Source organism: Andreprevotia chitinilytica DSM 18519 (genome assembly GCF_000711875.1).
Lineage (GTDB): Bacteria > Pseudomonadota > Gammaproteobacteria > Burkholderiales > Chitinibacteraceae > Andreprevotia > Andreprevotia chitinilytica.
In genome coordinates this window covers 91922-107665 of sequence record NZ_JONM01000013.1, presented here as the reverse complement: position 1 = coordinate 107665, position 15744 = coordinate 91922, and the positions used below count along the sequence as shown (strand labels likewise).

At 61.2% G+C, this 15744-nt stretch carries 12 protein-coding genes; 3 read left to right on the top strand and 9 right to left on the bottom strand.

Going from position 1 to position 15744, the window contains the following annotated elements; all coding sequences use genetic code 11:
• Nucleotides 1-124: 124 nt before the first annotated feature.
• From BR41_RS16125 to BR41_RS16115, 3 genes are all read right to left on the bottom strand, one after another.
• A complete protein-coding gene (locus BR41_RS16125) occupies nt 125-901 on the bottom strand; it encodes a ferredoxin--NADP reductase (protein ID WP_035058919.1) in 777 nt (258 codons plus the stop codon).
• Nucleotides 902-1040: 139 nt separating this feature from the next.
• A complete protein-coding gene (locus tag BR41_RS16120; protein WP_035058917.1) occupies nt 1041-1985 on the bottom strand; it encodes an FAD-binding protein in 945 nt (314 codons plus the stop codon).
• Nucleotides 1985-2734: an electron transfer flavoprotein subunit beta/FixA family protein gene (locus tag BR41_RS16115; protein ID WP_035058914.1), complete on the bottom strand. Its 750-nt coding sequence runs from the start codon at nt 2732-2734 to the stop codon at nt 1985-1987. The genes BR41_RS16120 and BR41_RS16115 overlap by 1 nt, the downstream gene beginning before the upstream one ends.
• A gap of 143 nt (nt 2735-2877) precedes the next feature.
• On the opposite strand from BR41_RS16115, the gene BR41_RS16110 reads away from it, so the two are divergent.
• Nucleotides 2878-4527, top strand: a complete 1650-nt coding sequence (locus BR41_RS16110) for an electron transfer flavoprotein-ubiquinone oxidoreductase (RefSeq protein WP_035058911.1) — start codon at nt 2878-2880, stop codon at nt 4525-4527.
• A gap of 877 nt (nt 4528-5404) precedes the next feature.
• On the opposite strand, the gene BR41_RS16105 is transcribed toward BR41_RS16110, so the two are convergent.
• Both BR41_RS16105 and BR41_RS16100 read right to left on the bottom strand, forming a co-directional pair.
• Nucleotides 5405-6775, bottom strand: a complete 1371-nt coding sequence (locus BR41_RS16105; protein ID WP_035058908.1) for a DUF1501 domain-containing protein — start codon at nt 6773-6775, stop codon at nt 5405-5407.
• 2 nt (nt 6776-6777) lie between these two features.
• On the bottom strand, nt 6778-8541 hold the full coding sequence (locus BR41_RS16100) for a DUF1800 domain-containing protein (protein WP_051711155.1): 1764 nt from the start codon (nt 8539-8541) through the stop codon (nt 6778-6780).
• A gap of 171 nt (nt 8542-8712) precedes the next feature.
• Between BR41_RS16100 and BR41_RS16095 the strand changes: the two genes are divergently transcribed.
• Nucleotides 8713-10056, top strand: coding sequence for an adenosylmethionine--8-amino-7-oxononanoate transaminase (locus BR41_RS16095; RefSeq protein WP_035058905.1), 1344 nt, complete (start codon nt 8713-8715; stop codon nt 10054-10056).
• Complete coding sequence (locus BR41_RS16090) at nt 10040-11554, top strand: cyclic-di-GMP receptor FimW-related protein (RefSeq protein WP_035058903.1); 1515 nt, start codon at nt 10040-10042, stop codon at nt 11552-11554. Before BR41_RS16095 ends, BR41_RS16090 begins: the two co-directional genes overlap by 17 nt.
• A 288-nt stretch (nt 11555-11842) precedes the next feature.
• On the opposite strand, the gene BR41_RS16085 is transcribed toward BR41_RS16090, so the two are convergent.
• The 4 genes from BR41_RS16085 to BR41_RS16070 all read right to left on the bottom strand — a co-directional run bounded on the left by BR41_RS16085 (nt 11843) and on the right by BR41_RS16070 (nt 15734).
• On the bottom strand, nt 11843-13135 hold the full coding sequence (locus tag BR41_RS16085; RefSeq protein ID WP_035058900.1) for a protein kinase domain-containing protein: 1293 nt from the start codon (nt 13133-13135) through the stop codon (nt 11843-11845).
• A gap of 161 nt (nt 13136-13296) precedes the next feature.
• Nucleotides 13297-13971, bottom strand: coding sequence for an N-acetylmuramoyl-L-alanine amidase family protein (locus BR41_RS16080; RefSeq protein ID WP_035058897.1), 675 nt, complete (start codon nt 13969-13971; stop codon nt 13297-13299).
• 100 nt (nt 13972-14071) lie between these two features.
• Complete coding sequence (locus BR41_RS16075; protein WP_211251777.1) at nt 14072-15073, bottom strand: tyrosine-type recombinase/integrase; 1002 nt, start codon at nt 15071-15073, stop codon at nt 14072-14074.
• Entirely contained in the window at nt 15054-15734 is a 681-nt protein-coding gene (locus BR41_RS16070) for a DUF484 family protein (RefSeq protein ID WP_035058893.1), read from the bottom strand. Before BR41_RS16070 ends, BR41_RS16075 begins: the two co-directional genes overlap by 20 nt.
• Between the last annotated feature and the right edge of the window lie 10 nt (nt 15735-15744).

Sequence of the window (15744 nt, the reverse complement as noted above, 5' to 3'; positions counted from 1 at the left end):
CCGACAAGTGTTACCTATGTCTCCCGGCTGAACACGCAGCGAAGCCCAACACCCACGCAGCGACAAAACAAGACACAAAAAAAGCCGGTCAATCGACCGGCTTTTTGCTGCGCAGCGTTCTGAATTACTTCTCGACGAACGCACGCTCGATCACGTAGTCGCCGGGCATGCCGATGCGCTTGGAGACCTGGAAACCACGGGCATCCAGCAGCTTGCAGGTGTCTTCCAGCATCGCCGGGCTGCCGCACAACATGGCGCGGTCGGTTTCCGGGTTCAGCGGCGGCAGGCCGATGTCTTCGAACAGCTTGCCCGATTCGATCAGGTCGGTCAGGCGGCCCTGATTACGGAATTCTTCGCGCGTTACGGTCGGGTAGTAGATCAGCTTCTTCTTCACTTCTTCGCCGAAGAATTCATTATTCGGCAGCACATTCTCGATGAAGTCGGCATAGGCCAGTTCCGACACGGTACGCACGCCGTGGAACAGCACGATCTTGTCGAATTTCTCGTAGGCTTCCGGGTCCTGGATCAGGCTCATGAACGGCGCCAAGCCAGTACCGGTGGAGAAGTAATACAGGTTCTTGCCCGGCTTCAAATCGGACAGCACCAGCGTGCCAGTGGGCTTCTTGCTGATCTGGATCTCGTCGCCCACCTTCAAGTGCTGCAGGCGGGAGGTCAGCGGGCCGTTTTGCACCTTGATGCTGAAGAATTCCAGATGCTCTTCGTAGTTCGGGCTGGCGATCGAGTAAGCGCGCATCAGCGGCTTGTCGTTGACTTGCAGGCCGATCATCACGAACTGGCCGTTTTCAAAGCGCAGGCCGTCGTTACGAGTGGTCTTGAAGCTGAACAGCGTGTCGTTCCAGTGATGCACCGACAGCACGGTTTCGGTATTGAAGTGACTCATTGCAATTCCTTGATTGAATTCGTTGGTACAGCCGATCCGGTTTTTTGTAGGAGCGAGCTTGCTCGCGATTGGCGACACATCAAATATCGCTATCGCGAGCAAGCTCGCTCCTACATAAAAATCAACCCGCTAAATCGACCTAACCCAATGCCTTGACCAGTGCCGGGATCGTTTCGAACAGATCCGCCACCAGCCCGTAATCGGCCACGTTGAAAATCGGCGCATCCGGATCATGGTTGATCGCGACGATCACCTTGCTGTCCTTGATACCGGCCAAATGCTGCGCCGCGCCGGACACCCCGACGGCGATATAGAGATCAGGCGCAACGATGGTGCCGGTCTGGCCGACTTGCAGATCGTTCGGCGCAAAACCGGCATCGACCGCCGCACGCGTCGCGCCCAACGCGCCGTGCAACTTGTCCGCCAAGGGGCCTAGCACTTCTTCGAAGCGCTCGCCGAGCGAACGGCCGCCGGATACCACTACGGGCGCTTCGCCCAGTTCCGGGCGATCGCCGACATTCTTCTCTTCACTGACCCAACGGGCCGCACCCGTTGCAGCCGGTACGGCAACCGTAGCGATCTCAGCGACTGCTCCACTCACGTTGGCACCAGCAACCGCCGCCTTGAAGCGCGTACCACGCACCGTCAGTACTTGCTTGGGATCCTGGCTCTGAATCGTCAGCAAGGCATTGCCAGCGTAGATGGGGCGCACGTAGGTGTTGTTGGCTTGAATCTCGATCACGTCGGACGGCATGGCCACATCCAGCAATGCCGCCACGCGCGGCAATACGTTCTTGCTGAAATGGCTATGGCCGGCGAGGATCACGTCATACTCGCCAGCGATGCTCAGCACCAAGGCGGCGACATCTTCGGCCAGCGGGTGGGCGAGATGTGCGGCATCTGCACGCAGCACACGGGCCACGCCAGCGACTTGCGCCGCGCTCGCAGCAACGGCAGCGGTATCCGCGCCAACCACGAGCAAATCAACGCCGCCATTGAATGCCTGCGCAGCGGTAACAGCCTGGCGGGATGCGATCTTGAGCTGGTGGCCGTCATGCTCGGCCAGCACCAGAATCTTGCTCATCACAGCACCCCCGCTTCGTTCTTCAGTTTGGCGACGAGCTCTTCGACGCTATTGAGTTTCACGCCAGCGGCGCGGGCTTGCGGCTCGGCAACCGACAGCCGTTTCAGGCGCGGTGTGAAATCGACGCCCAAGTCGGCTGCAGCAATGGTTTCGATCGGCTTTTTCTTGGCCATCATCAGGTTCGGCAATTTGACGAAGCGCGGCTCGTTCAAACGTAAATCGGCAGTAACGACAGCGGGCAGCTTGATCGCCACCGTTTCGATGCCGCCTTCGACTTCACGGGCCACTTCGACTTCGCCATCGGCGATCTTGAGCGTGGAGGCAAACGTAGCCTGACCGATGCCCAGCAAGGCGGCGAGCATCTGGCCGACCTGACCGGCATCGCCGTCGATGGCCTGCTTGCCGACGATCAGCAATTGCGGTGTTTCGCGGTCGGCAATCGCCTTGAGCAACTTGGCGACACCAAGCGGCTGCAATTCAGCGTCGGTTTCAAGCAAAATAGCGCGGTCGGCGCCCATGGCCAGTGCGTGACGCAAGACATCCTGGCTGGCAGCCGTGCCGATGGAGATGGCGACCACTTCGGTCGCCTGACCGGATTCCTTGAGGCGGAGCGCCTCTTCGACGGCGATTTCGTCGAACGGGTTGATGGCCATTTTGACGCCGGCGATATCGACATCCGAGCCATCCGGTTTGACGCTGATCGTCACGTGGTGGTCGACCACCCGCTTGACGGGAACAAGAATTTTCATCGGGAATTCCTGGATTCTGAGGCTAGTTCTCTGATTTGCTGGCAATTTTACGGCCAAGTACAATATCTGTTAAGTCGATTATTTTTATTATTTATATCCGCAAAATATATAAGCGGGTTCGGGTTTTGAATAAGGGGTACGCAATGGAACGCGATGTAATGACTTACGACGTGCTGATCGTCGGCGCCGGCCCGGCCGGCTTGGCGGCAGCGATCCGGCTTAAACAGCTCGCCGGCGAGGCAAATCGCGAAATCTCCGTCTGCGTATTGGAAAAAGCCGCCGAAGTCGGCGCGCACATTTTATCGGGTGCGGTCATCGATCCGATTGCGATCAACGAACTCTTCCCGGATTGGCGCGAACGCGGTGCGCCGCTCAATACCGTCGCAACTCACGACGCCTTCATGATCCTTGATGAAGGCCAGGGATTCGGCATTCCAGAAGTATTACAACCGCGCATTCTGCGCAACGCGGGCAATTATATCGCGAGTCTGGGCGAAGTCTGCCGCTGGCTGGGCGAACAAGCTGAAGCGCTGGGCGTGGAAATCTACCCCGGCTTCACCGCCGCCGCCCCGCTGTACAACGAGCACGGCGCGCTCAAGGGCGTGATCACCGGTGACATGGGCCGCGATAAAGACGGCAACGAAACCGCCCAATTCACCCAAGGCATCGAAATCCACGCCGCCTACACGCTGGTCGCCGAAGGCACGCGCGGCTCGCTCATCGGCCAGCTGGAACCGCATTTCGGCCTGCGCGCCAATTCCGATCCGCAGAAATACGGCATCGGCCTGAAGGAAGTCTGGCGCGTCGACCCGGCCAAGCACCAACCGGGCCTCGTGCAACACACGCTGGGCTGGCCACTCGCCAACGATACCGGCGGCGGTTCCTTCCTGTATCACTACGGCGAAAACCTCGTCTCGATCGGCTTCGTGCTGCATCTGGACTACAGCAACCCTTATTTATCGCCGTTCGAAGAATTCCAGCGCTTCAAGACCCACCCGAGAATCCGCCCACTACTAGAAGGCGGCAAGCGCCTTTCCTACGGCGCACGGGCGATTACCGAGGGCGGCGTGCAATCGTTGCCCAAGCTGGCCTTCCCGGGCGGCGTGGTCCTCGGATGCGCCGCCGGCATGGTCAACGTGCCGCGTATCAAGGGCAGCCACAATGCGATGAAGTCCGGCATGTTGGCGGCGGAAGCGGCCTTCGAGGCCATCGCCGCGGGTCGCAGCAACGATGAACTCGTCGCCTACCCGCAAAAGCTGCAAGCCTCGTGGGTATGGCAAGACCTCGATACCGTGCGCAACGCCAAGCCGATGCTGTCACGCTTCGGCACCCTCGTCGGCACCATGCTCACCGGCACCGAACTCTGGCTGGCCCAGCTCGGCCTGCGCATGCCGTGGACGCTGCGCCACACCAAGCCCGACCACGCCGCACTCAAAGACGCGGCCGCCTGTACGCCCGTGCGTTATCCCAAGCCGGACAACAAGGTGAGCTTCGACCGGCTCAGCTCGGTGGCGCTGTCCAACCTGAGCCACGACGCCAACCAGCCGTGCCACCTGACGCTGAAAGACGCCGCCGTCCCCACCACGGTGAACCTGCCCCGCTTCGCCGGCCCGGAATCGCGCTACTGCCCGGCCGGGGTGTATGAGTTTGTCGAGAAGAGCGGCGAGCAGGTGTTGCAGATCAATGCGCAAAACTGCGTGCATTGCAAAACCTGCGATATCAAAGACCCGACGCAGAATATTGTGTGGGTGACGCCGGAGGGTGGGAGTGGGCCGGTGTATACGGCAATGTGATTTCGGATGTGCAGCAAGCAAAAAAACCGGTCGTTGAAGACCGGTTTTTTGTTTGGGCTCGGAGACCCAACAACCCAGCTTAAGCGCCTAAGGCGCGGATAAAAGCGTTACAGCGCGTTCCGCCGCGCGGGCGGGGAAGGGACTTTGTCTCGCCAAAGCCCCCTCCACCCCAAAGGCGCCCCCCGTTGGGCGGCTCTGGCTGAACGAAGCAAAGCTTCGCACGCCACAGGCTACCCTCGGTCGGTCGCGAGCCTAAGGTCTCGCGACACTCCCTCGGCGCTTAGCGAAAGGGGAGAAAAGCCCGCAGTGCAACCAATGTGGTTATGAACATCAGTCGCTGATTTTGTGCGATGAATGACGCATTACGGTGATCGGTCCCCTCGCCCTCGCGTGCAAGGCTTTAGCCTTGCTCAGCTATTAGTGGGAGAGGGTTAGGGAGAGGGTGGTGAAAAAAAACACGGCCCGCGGTAGTGCCCTCACCCCCAGCCCCTCTCCCGTAAACGGGCGAGGGGAGCAAAACCAAGGCGCGGCGCAACATGAAACGCCGCAGCATCAAACAACGTCACCCTCTCCTTCACAGGAGAGGGCCGGGGAGTAGATGGTTTGCCCCCCTTTCAGCCGCGCCGAGCAAGCAAGGTTGGCGCGGGGGCCTTCGGGGATCGAGTGTCTGAGGGCCTTGGCCCGAGTTTTCGATTCCCGCCCGCGACGGCCTTGCTTGATCGGGAACCCGCAGGGCGCGGATGCAGGGTCGCCTTCTTTGGGTTACTTTTCTTGGCGAGACAAGAAAAGTGACTCGGCATGCGGGACGAACTCCCGCTTGTAACGCCTTTGCCTGCGCCGCAGGCGCTTAACTCCAACACAACAACAAAGCCACCCCTTACCCCAAAAACCCCAAATTCGCCGGCCAACCTGCCCCGGTGAAGTTCGCCAGATTCGGCACCACTGCCGGCAACGCCGCAGGCGGCACGCCAAACCAGTTCGCCAACGTCGCAACGTACTGATCGACAGCCGTCGTCGGAATCCAGCGCCCTTCCGAGGTCGCGTCATCCGCACCGGCCAATGCCAGCTGCGGCATCGTGCCGTAGAACTGTCCACCCTTCACTGCGCCGCCCATCATCAGATGGTGACCGCCCCAAGCGTGGTCCGAGCCGGCGGTGGAGTTCGGCTTCAGCGTGCGAGCGAAGTCGGACATCGTCACGGTCGTGACCGAACTCCCTACGCCCAGCTGATTCATGGCGCTATTGAACGCCGCCAGCGATTGGCCAAGTTGGGCCAGCAATGTCCCCTGCGTGGTCAGTTGGGCAGAGTGCGTGTCGTAACCGCCCTGTGTCACGAAATAGATCTGTCGCGATAAACCCAGCTGCGCCCGAGCTTCGATCAGCATCGCCACGGTTTGGAGCTGGGTTGCGATGTTGCCGGTGATGCCGGTGAACAACGATTTCACCGTCGAGCTGGCGTTGTTGATGATCGGGTTGATCAAGGCGCTATTGGCCAGCGCTGAATTGGCAATTTGCGCTTCGCCAGCCAGCAATTGCGATCCATCCGTCTGGCTGGCCAGCGCTGCCATCGCGGTTTGCAGGTTGGCGTTGCCGTAGTTGAGGCCAAAGGTACTGCCGCTATTGGGCACGGCCAATGGGCGTGTCGATTTGCCGAGCGTAAAGGTGTTGTTACCGCCCAGCGTGATCAGCGGCGGCACCGTGCCAGTACCCGCAGCGACCTGGTCAGCAATCAAGCCGCCCCAGCCCGCACCGGCTACCCCGGCGGCCAGCGTGGTGGCGGTTTGCCATTGCTGCTGCTGGTCGATATGCGAATACATGTTCTGCGGCACTGGCCAGCCAGCCGTCTTGAGCTGCGCCTTGGTCGTCGGCTGCACCAGCGTGCCGACGTTGAACTGCACCGCCAGCTGGCCGGCATTCCAGATCGATTGCAGTGGCGCCAGGCTCGGATGCAGGGCGAATTGCTGCACACCGCCCATCTGCGCGGCGCTCACCGTGGCGGGGTTGGTCAGCGGCACCAGCGTGTTTTGCGCCAGCGCCAACGGGCCGCGGATGGCGGCGTAGTTGGTATACGCGGTGGTGTCGTACGGCACGATCATGTTGTTGCCATCGTTGCCGCCGAACAGGAACACGCAAACGATGGCCTTGTAATCGCTGCCGCCGGCCGCCAATGCACGCATCAGCGAGAACTGGCCCAATGTGGCAGCCAAGCCAACGCTGCCTGCCCCTTTGAGAAAACTGCGACGGTTCATGTTCAGCGCTCCACTTGGTATAGCGGCGAGGTGGCAATCAGGTAAGCCACGGTTTTGGCCGGCAAGGCCGGGTCGCTCTTGATGCTGGCCGGGGTCAGTGCCGTCACCGCGTTGACGATGGCGGTGCGTGCGCCGGCCGGCAGCTGGCCATGCAGCAGACGATCAGCGATCTGGTCGGTGAGCGTGCCGGCATCGGTCACACTGGCGTAGCCGGTGAGGTCGAGGTGCGTGCCGATCGCATTGGCTACACTGGCATCCGCGTTCGCGCCCCCCCGGAACACGATCTGCGAGATGAAGTTCATCCGCCCGAGCGCGCTGCTGGTGTCGAGGATGGAGAACTCCGGCCCGGTGATCGTCGTGCCCGGCACCAGATAGCTGGGCGGGTAGAAGTTGAATACCGATGGCGAGGCGTAAACGCCTTGGCCGAGATTTTGCGAAATACCCCGCGTGTACACGCCGTCGGTGGTCGCACCCATGCTGCGCAGGAAGCCGGCCAGATACAGCGCCGGTTCGCGCAACCGGCCGTAGCCGGCCGCAGTCTTGCTGTCGCCACGTGCTTCGGAATCCAGCAGGATCGCCCGCACCACCGCCTGCATGTCGCCGCGCACGCCCTTGCCGTTGTTGTTGAATACCGCCGCCACCCGCTGCACATAGGCCGGGCTCGGGCTGCCGGTGACCAGCTTCTGGATCAGCTGCTTGCCCACAAAGGGGCCGACATTCGGGTGATTGAAGATGATGTCCAGCGCGCCATTCAGGTCTTGCTGTGCGTTCTGCCCGGCCGGCAATACCTGGCCATCCAGCAGCGTTTTGGCATTGGTGTCGTGGTGGGCATCAAATTGCACCATCTGGCCGGCGTGGTTGAGCGGGTTGGTCCATTTCGACGCGGCACCGGCCACCGGCGGGTAAGTCCAGCCGGTAAAGGCCCGCGCCAGGCTGGTCACTTCGGTCTGGCCGTAGGTGGGAATCGGCTTGCCGTTGGCATCGGTCTGCACCGAGCCATCGAGGTTGAGCTTGGAGAGGCCGATGGTAAACAGCTGCAGCAGCTCGCGCGCGTAGTTTTCGTTGGCCTGGATGCCCTTGGCCGGGTTCGGTTTGTCGTTGTTCACCATGTCCAGCCAGTCGCCCATGGTCGGGTGCAGCGTGAACTTGGTCAGCAGATCGCGGAAGTTGCCGAAGGCGTTGTCCAGCAGCATCTGCTGATAATCAGCCTGCGCATACGCTTCATAACCGCTGGTGACGATGATTTGCGACAAAGCGAACGCCACGCGTTGCCGCAGCTGATCCTTGCCGCTTTGCGCGTTGGCAAAGAACTGCCGCTGCACCTGGAACACGCCGTAGTAATCGCGCCCGCAGTTTTGCAGCATCAGATTGTTGGCCGCATGGGCGACGACGTTCGGATCAGTCTGACAACCGCCCCCGCCATTGCCGACCACATAGAAATAGCCGGGATAGCCGCTGCTCGGCGTGACGAACTGGTTGCTGATCCAGCCCGAGAAGCCTTGGCTTTGCACGGCGGCGACATCGGCATCGGTCGGGCCGAAGGCGGCTTGCTCCAGGAAGCGCTGCGTATCGGCGCGGGAGGGCGGCGGGCCGGCAGGCACCGAAGTGCTGTTATCGCCGCCACCGCCACCGCCACAAGACGCCAACAGCAGCGCGAGGGTGGTCAGGCCGATGCGCAAGGGGATAGCGGGTGTCACGTTCATGCGGTAGTGCTCCCAATCGATCAGATTCAAGCCGATGCCAAGCGGCTTCCAGGCTGGCTGCAAAGCAGTCCCGAGGCGGGGTCATTGCAGCAAATCGCCTGCAGCTTACACTGCATTAGCAAAAGCAAATATGACGATTTCATCCCCCTTTCAGAGGCTTGGTCAGCATGCGCGGCCCCGCCGCCGACAGATGAGTGGCAAAATAGTTGCACGCTTACTGATCACCCGGTTCTGATGGACAACCCCACCCTCCTCGCCCGTAGCCTTGCTGCCGTCTGGCACCCTTGTACGCAAATGAAACGACACGAAAAACTGCCGCTGATTCCTATCGTGCGCGGCGAGGGGGTGTGGCTGTACGACGCTGACGGCCGCCGTTATATGGATGCCGTATCAAGTTGGTGGGTTAATTTGTTCGGGCACGGTGCGCCGAGCATCAAACAGGCCATCAAGGACCAGCTCGATACGCTGGAGCACGTGATGCTGGCCGGCTTCACCCACGAGCCGGTGGTACGCCTTTCGGAACGCTTGGCCGCACTCACAGGTCTGGGCCACGCGTTTTACGGCTCGGATGGCGCATCGGCGACCGAGATCGCCCTCAAGATGGCCGCGCATTACTGGAAAAACCACGACCGCGCCGAAAAGCACCGCTACGTGTATCTGGAAGGCAGCTATCACGGCGAGACGCTCGGTGCGCTGGCCGTGACCGATGTGCCGGTGTTCCGCACCGCCTATGCCGAACTGATCCAGCCGCATTTCTGCGCCCCCAGCCCGGATTGGCGGCGCGCGGCCGATGGCGAAACCGCAGAAGACGTCGCCCTGCGCGCTGCACGTGGGCTGGAAAAATTGTTGGCCGAGCATCACGGCGAGATTGCAGCCTTGATCGTGGAACCGCTGGTGCAAGGTGCGACCGGCATGGCGATGTATCACCCGATCTATCTGCAGGAAGCACGCCGGCTGTGCGACGCCCACGAAGTACTGTTGATTGCCGACGAGATCGCCGTCGGCTTCGGCCGTACCGGCACGCTGTTCGCCTGCGAGCAAGCCGGCATCCGGCCGGACATCCTGTGTCTGTCCAAAGGCATTACCGGCGGCTTTTTGCCACTGGCAGCCGTTTTGGTGCGCGATGAAATCTACGCCGCGTTCTACGATGAAGATGTGACACGCGGCTTTCTGCATTCGCATTCGTACACCGGCAACCCGCTCGCCTGCGCGGCGGCCAATGCGGTGCTCGATCTGTTCGAACGCGGCGATGTGATTACCGCCAACCGCGCCAAGGCCACACGCTGGAATGTACTGTTCGCGCCACTCAAAGCGCATCCACGCGTGCGCCACTTCCGGCAGTGCGGCATGATCATGGCATTCGACGTGGCGGATGCAGGCAGCGGCTTTGCGCTACGCTTTTTTGAAGCGGCGCTGGCGCATGAATTATTGCTGCGGCCCATCGGCAACACGATCTACGTCATGCCGCCGTATACCTTGACCGACACAGAGGCAGCCCTTTTGGCCGAACGCACGCTGGCGGCGCTAAACGCCGCTTTGGAAACCGACGCGGAAATCCCTGATGTTCCTCTTGCTTAACCTTCCCGACCTCGACCCCCGGCTTGCCGACAGTGTCGAAACCAACCCGAAAAAACTGCGGGACTGGTTGATTGCGCTGCCCATGACCAACGTGATCGAAGCCGGCCGGCTGGTTTACGACGCGCTCTCCGCCTGCAATCGCACCAAGATCGACCCGGACGAACGCTTCAAGTTGCTGGAGCAATACCGCACCACGCTCGATCTGCTGGCTGGCGGCTTCGAGTCGATGTACACCACGCATGGCCTGCCGATGAAAGAAAGCGCCCGCCAGGTCGCCAATCTGGCGCGGACGCTCTGGCAGGAACTCTCGGTCGGCTACAAGCGCGCGCTGATCGACAAGGTGGAAAAACGCAGCCTGTTCGGCTCCAACAAGCTCACCAGCCAGCTAATCCAGATCGTGCTATTGCTGCATTACCGCGTGCTCAAGCTGTGCAGCCGCATCTATACCGCGCTGCCGGAAGGCGTATGGCAGGAATCGCACCAGCTGTTCCGCTACGCCGCCGAAAACAAGTTGCTGGAAGAGCCGGAAGAAGAGCTGACCATCTCGCATCAGTACAAGCGGCTGTTGATGCTCGCCCTGGCTGACCCGATGCGCTATGCGCCGTCCGAGCTCGACAAGGTGATCGAGCTGACCGACAACTACGCCAGCCTGATCAAGTTTCAGGCCGTCACCCAGCTGAGCAGCACCGCCGGCTTCTTTCTGGTGCGGCTCGATGCGGACGAAGGCCCCAGTTTCGTAGGCGCACGCACGGCCGACGATTACAACGGCCTGGCGATGCTGATCGATACCATCGAGCTGGGTAAAAAGCTGCTCCGCTCGCTCGCGTCGCTCGAACAAAAAGTGCCACAAGCGCAGGATCGGCTCAAAGCCTTGATGTGGCTGGAGCTGCTGCGCCGCGTCTCCCGGCAATGGACCATCGCCCCCAAGCGCCTGTTCAACCGGATGCAGACCGACAGCGAAATCGAGATTTGCCTCGGGCTCGCCGTCAGTGCGCAATGTGCCGGCATGGAATCGCTCGACCCCAGCAGCAGCGCCGAACCAGCCTCCCCCGAAGGCGTGCGCTGGCGCATCCTCAACGAAAGCCCCGGCGGCTATGCGGTGCAAACCCAAGGCGCGCCCACCGAACGCGTGCGGGCCGGCGAAATCGTCGCCATCCGCCCGGTATACAGCGAAGACTGGATGGTGGCTTCCGTACGCTGGCTGCAGCAGGCAGACGAATCGCGGATAGAAATGGGCCTGCAAGTCATGAGCGCCCGCGCCCAAGGCGTACTGCTGAAACCAACGATCGGCACGCAAGACTCGCGTTATCAGCCTGCCCTGTTGCTGCCGGAAATCACTGCCCTCAACCAACCCTCGCAAATCGCCGCCGCCAAAGGCATGTATTCGCCGTTGCGTGAGCTATCAGTGCTGACACCGGATGGCGAGCTGCTGCTGCGTGCCACCAAGCTGGTCGAGCAGCAGATGGGGTATGACTTGTTTCAGTTTCAGGCGAGTTGAGCACGGGGGATTACGCCCACCTGTAGGGCGGGTTAGCCCTCGCGTGCGAAGCTTGCTTCGCTCGGCTACGGGGCGTAACCCGCCGGGCGACATTGCATTCGTCGCTGCGGCGTAACAACGAATCCCCGCACCGCGTGGGTTACGCTTCTTGCGAGAGGCTAACCCACCCTACGAAGAACGCTCCCCGTAGCCCGGACGGCTTGCCGGCCGGGGTGACTCCGGTTGCGATGCCACCCCGGCCGGCAAGCCGTCCGGGCTACGATGTTGCAGAAGCCCATTGCGGCACGGTCAACGCCCCTCATCCAGCATCGCCAACTGCCGACCGGTGCTATCCAGCCGCTCAACCAGCAAACCGAGAAACGCCCGATCAAAATGCGCCCGCACCGCTTCCGGCGCGGCTTCCAGCGCATCGTTGCGAATCTTCAGCACCACGAGCTTGGTGCGCGCGATCACGCTGGCGGTGCGGATTGGTCGGCCGGGCCGCAAGTAAACCATCTCGCCCAGTGTCACGCCCGCCTTGATGCGCGCCAGTTCCAGCCCGTGCCGTTCCACCGTGACTTCGCCCTCCACCAGCAGATAGAACGATCCGCCCTGCGCGCCTTCGCGAATCAGGTGTTTGCCGGGCGCGAGCTGATGCCAGGAACCCAGGCGCATTACTGTCCATAACAGGTGATCGGGAAAGGGCTGCAGAAAGGGCATGGCCCGCAACAAACCAAACAGCCGCACGTCATCGTTGAACTCTTCGCTGGGCGGCAAGCGATCGACCAGCTTGGCAATGGCGCGGGCGAACTCTTTCCAATCGGCAAAGCGGTCTTGCGGGTTCTTGGCGAGCGCCTTTTTGACCAAGGCATCGACAGCACGGGGCAAGTCGGGCCGCAACGTGGTCGGCGGCAGCGGCTCGTGGTACGTGATCTTGAAGATGGTGGCGAAATCGCTATCCGCCTCGAACGGCAACGCGCCGGTCAGCAGCTGATAGATCACCACCCCGAGCGAGAAGATGTCCGATTGATGAGTGAGCGACTGCTCTTGCACCTGCTCTGGCGACATATAGGCCGGCGAACCGATCAAACCCTTGATCTGGGTGACATCCGATTGCGCGGACAGCACCGTGCCAAAGTCGGTGATCTTGACGGCGTTGTCGCTGCGCAGGATGTTGGCCGGCTTGATATCCCGATGCACCAGCCCGTGCCGTTGCGCGTAATCCAGCGCATCGCAACACTTGAACGCGATATCGAACACTTCGCCCACCGGCAACAATTGCTCAGCGGTGCAGCTGTGCTCCAGCGAACGCCCCTCGACGTATTCCATCACCACATAGGGCACCTCGGCATCCATGTCCGCATCGAGCAGGCTGACGATGTGCGGATGCTTGAGCTGGCCGACGAGGCTGGCTTCGGTACGCATCTGCTGAATCTGACGGCGACGCTTTTCCGGATTGCCCAGATTTTCCGGGCTCAGCTGCTTGACCGCGACTTGCCGGCCCAGAAAGCCGTCGCTGGCGAGGTAGACAATACCGCTCGACCCGCGCCCCAACTCCGCGCTGACTTTGTATTTGCCGATCTGTTTGGGAAGCTCGCTCACCGGGGATTTTCCATTCAATGCGCCAGAGAAATAAATTAAAGACGCGGACAAGAGCCGCTAGAAAAACCCTGCTGGCTAGGCGTGCGAAGCGCAGACAGTACTATTCGTACGGCAAGCGAGCACAACAACGCCAGCAGGGTTTTGCTAGTGGCTCTAAGTATTTATGGCACGCACTCCGGCACTGCCGCACCCACTGCGCGGGCAATTGTCTGCCGCCCGGCAGGTGAAGCCAGCCAGGCTTCCTCTCGCGCATTCACGATCACGCCGGATTCCAGCAGCACCGCCGGCTGGGTAGCGGTTTTCAGCACGATCAAATCGTCGAACCAGTAAATGCCACGCGCTTTGTCCGCCAGCGGCCGGTTCTCGCCGGGAATCGGCTCGGCGTGATGCAGGGAAGGATGCATGCCGGCAGCGAGCAAGGCATCGGCGATCCGGGTCGCACAGGCCAGGCTCGCCTCAGGTTGCGGATTCTTGCGCGAGACAAACAGGGAGTAGCCAGAGAAGCGCTCCGCTTCCTTCAGGTATTGCGGCTGCACCGAATCATGGTGCAGCGACAGAAAGAACGTCGCGCCGACGGCTTGCTTCGTTCGATCCGTGAGCACGTCCCGGTCGCCATCAATGCCGATCAACCGGACCGCCAGCCCGTGATTTTCCAGTTCAGCGGCCACGACCCGGCCCAGCGCCACATTGAAATCGAACTCCTTGCGGCCGGAAGCGCTGATTGCGCCGGGCTTTTTCAGCGAGTGGCCGATATCGAGGGCAATTTCAGCGGCGTTGGCAGCGTTCAAGCCGATCGACATCGCGACGAGGGTCAGCAAGGCAAAACGGGAAATCATGCCATTTCCAAATCAAAAAGATCGCGAAGGCGAGCCGCAGACAGTGCGATTTGCACGGCAAGGCGATACCGACAATGAGATTTTTGATTTGGAGATGGCATCATTTTCGTTTCGCTCGCGGGTGGAATTGGTCGTAACTCTTCATCAGATAATCGACGTCGAGATGGGTATAGACCTGCGTGGTGGAAAGATTGGCATGCCCCAGCAGCTCCTGCACTGCGCGCAAATCCTTGGAAGCCTGCAGCAGATGCGTCGCGCAGCTATGACGCAGCTTGTGCGGATACAGCGGTTCGGTGAGATTGAGCTTGCGGGCAATGCGACGGCAGCGCAGCTGCACGGCACGGGTGCTTAACGGTGCGCCGTTGCGCCCAACGAAAACGGTATTCGCGGTGCGGCTACCGAGTAGTTGCAAGCGCACGGACAACCACGCTTGCAAAGCCCGGATGGCGGCACCGCCAACGGGGACTTGCCGCATCTTGCTGCCTTTGCCCAGCACCCGAGCGAGCCCGGCGTTGAGATCGAGATCAATCAGCAGCAGCCCGACCACCTCGGACACGCGCAAACCGGAGGAATACATCAACTCCACCATCGCGCGGTCGCGTACTTCCAGCACGCCGTCGTCCGGCAGATTGTTCATCAGGCCCAGCGCGGCATCCTTCTCGAAGGTTTGCGGTAGCTTTTGACCACGCTTTGGCGGTCGCACGCCCAGCACCGGGTTGCCCGACCACGCGCAATCGCGTTGCATGATGCGATAGAAGGTACGCCAGCCAGACAACGTGCGGGCAATGCTGCGGGCGTCATAATTGCGGGACTTGAGAATGCGGACGAAGCCGCGGATATGCTTGGGCTTCAGTTCATCCGGCGCGGTATCCGCCGCTTGAGCCAAGGCGGCGAGCTGCTGCAAATCACGCTGATACGCAGTGCGGGTATGCGGACTGGCCGCGCGCTCACCGGTAAGCACCATTTCAAAATGGGCGGCGGCTTGGGTAAAACGGTCGCCCCACGATGGCAACGCATTTGGGTCAGACGGGGCGGGATCAGAAGCGGTGGTCGAACGCGCCGGGCGGCGCGTTCTGACACGCTCAGCGCGCGTCGTCACCATAAGCACCGACCCCTGAGCCGATCGGCACCACGCGGCGAATAGCGGCAGACACCAGATCAGCCAATCGCTGCAGGTAAAGCGTGCCCATATCCGGATAGAAGCGCTCGACGTCGTCGCTCGCCATCACTAACAGGCCAAATGGCTCGTCACCCACACGCAACGCAAACTGGGCGAAGGAGTTGAGCGGGCCGGCATCAAACCAGCCTTGCACTTCGTCCGTGACGTAAGGGCCGCAGTACGGCGAGACCAGATTTTCCGCCAGCTTCTTCGCCGCATCGCCTACCGGACTGAACTCACGCAGGGTCGAATCGCTGTCAAGCCACAGGCGCAGCGCCACTTGCGGCACCTGGAAACGCTCTTTCAGGTGGTATTCCAGCGTGCCGATGATGCCGGCCAAGTCCTGCGCCTGCATCAGATCAACCGACAGCCGATGCAAGCGCTCGGAAATCAGGTCGTTTTCTTCGCCGAACTGCAACAGCTCGGCCAGCCGCATTTCCAGTGCGCGGTTCTTGTCACGCAGCGTGAGCAACTGGCGTTCGGCCAGCGAAATCGCCTGCCCGCGATGTGTATGCGGCACGTAGATTTCGGCGAATTCGTCGGCGTAATCGTCGAAGAACGCCGGGTTGTCCTTGAGCCAGGCAATGATGTCATGCGCTTGCATTTCGTCCCCT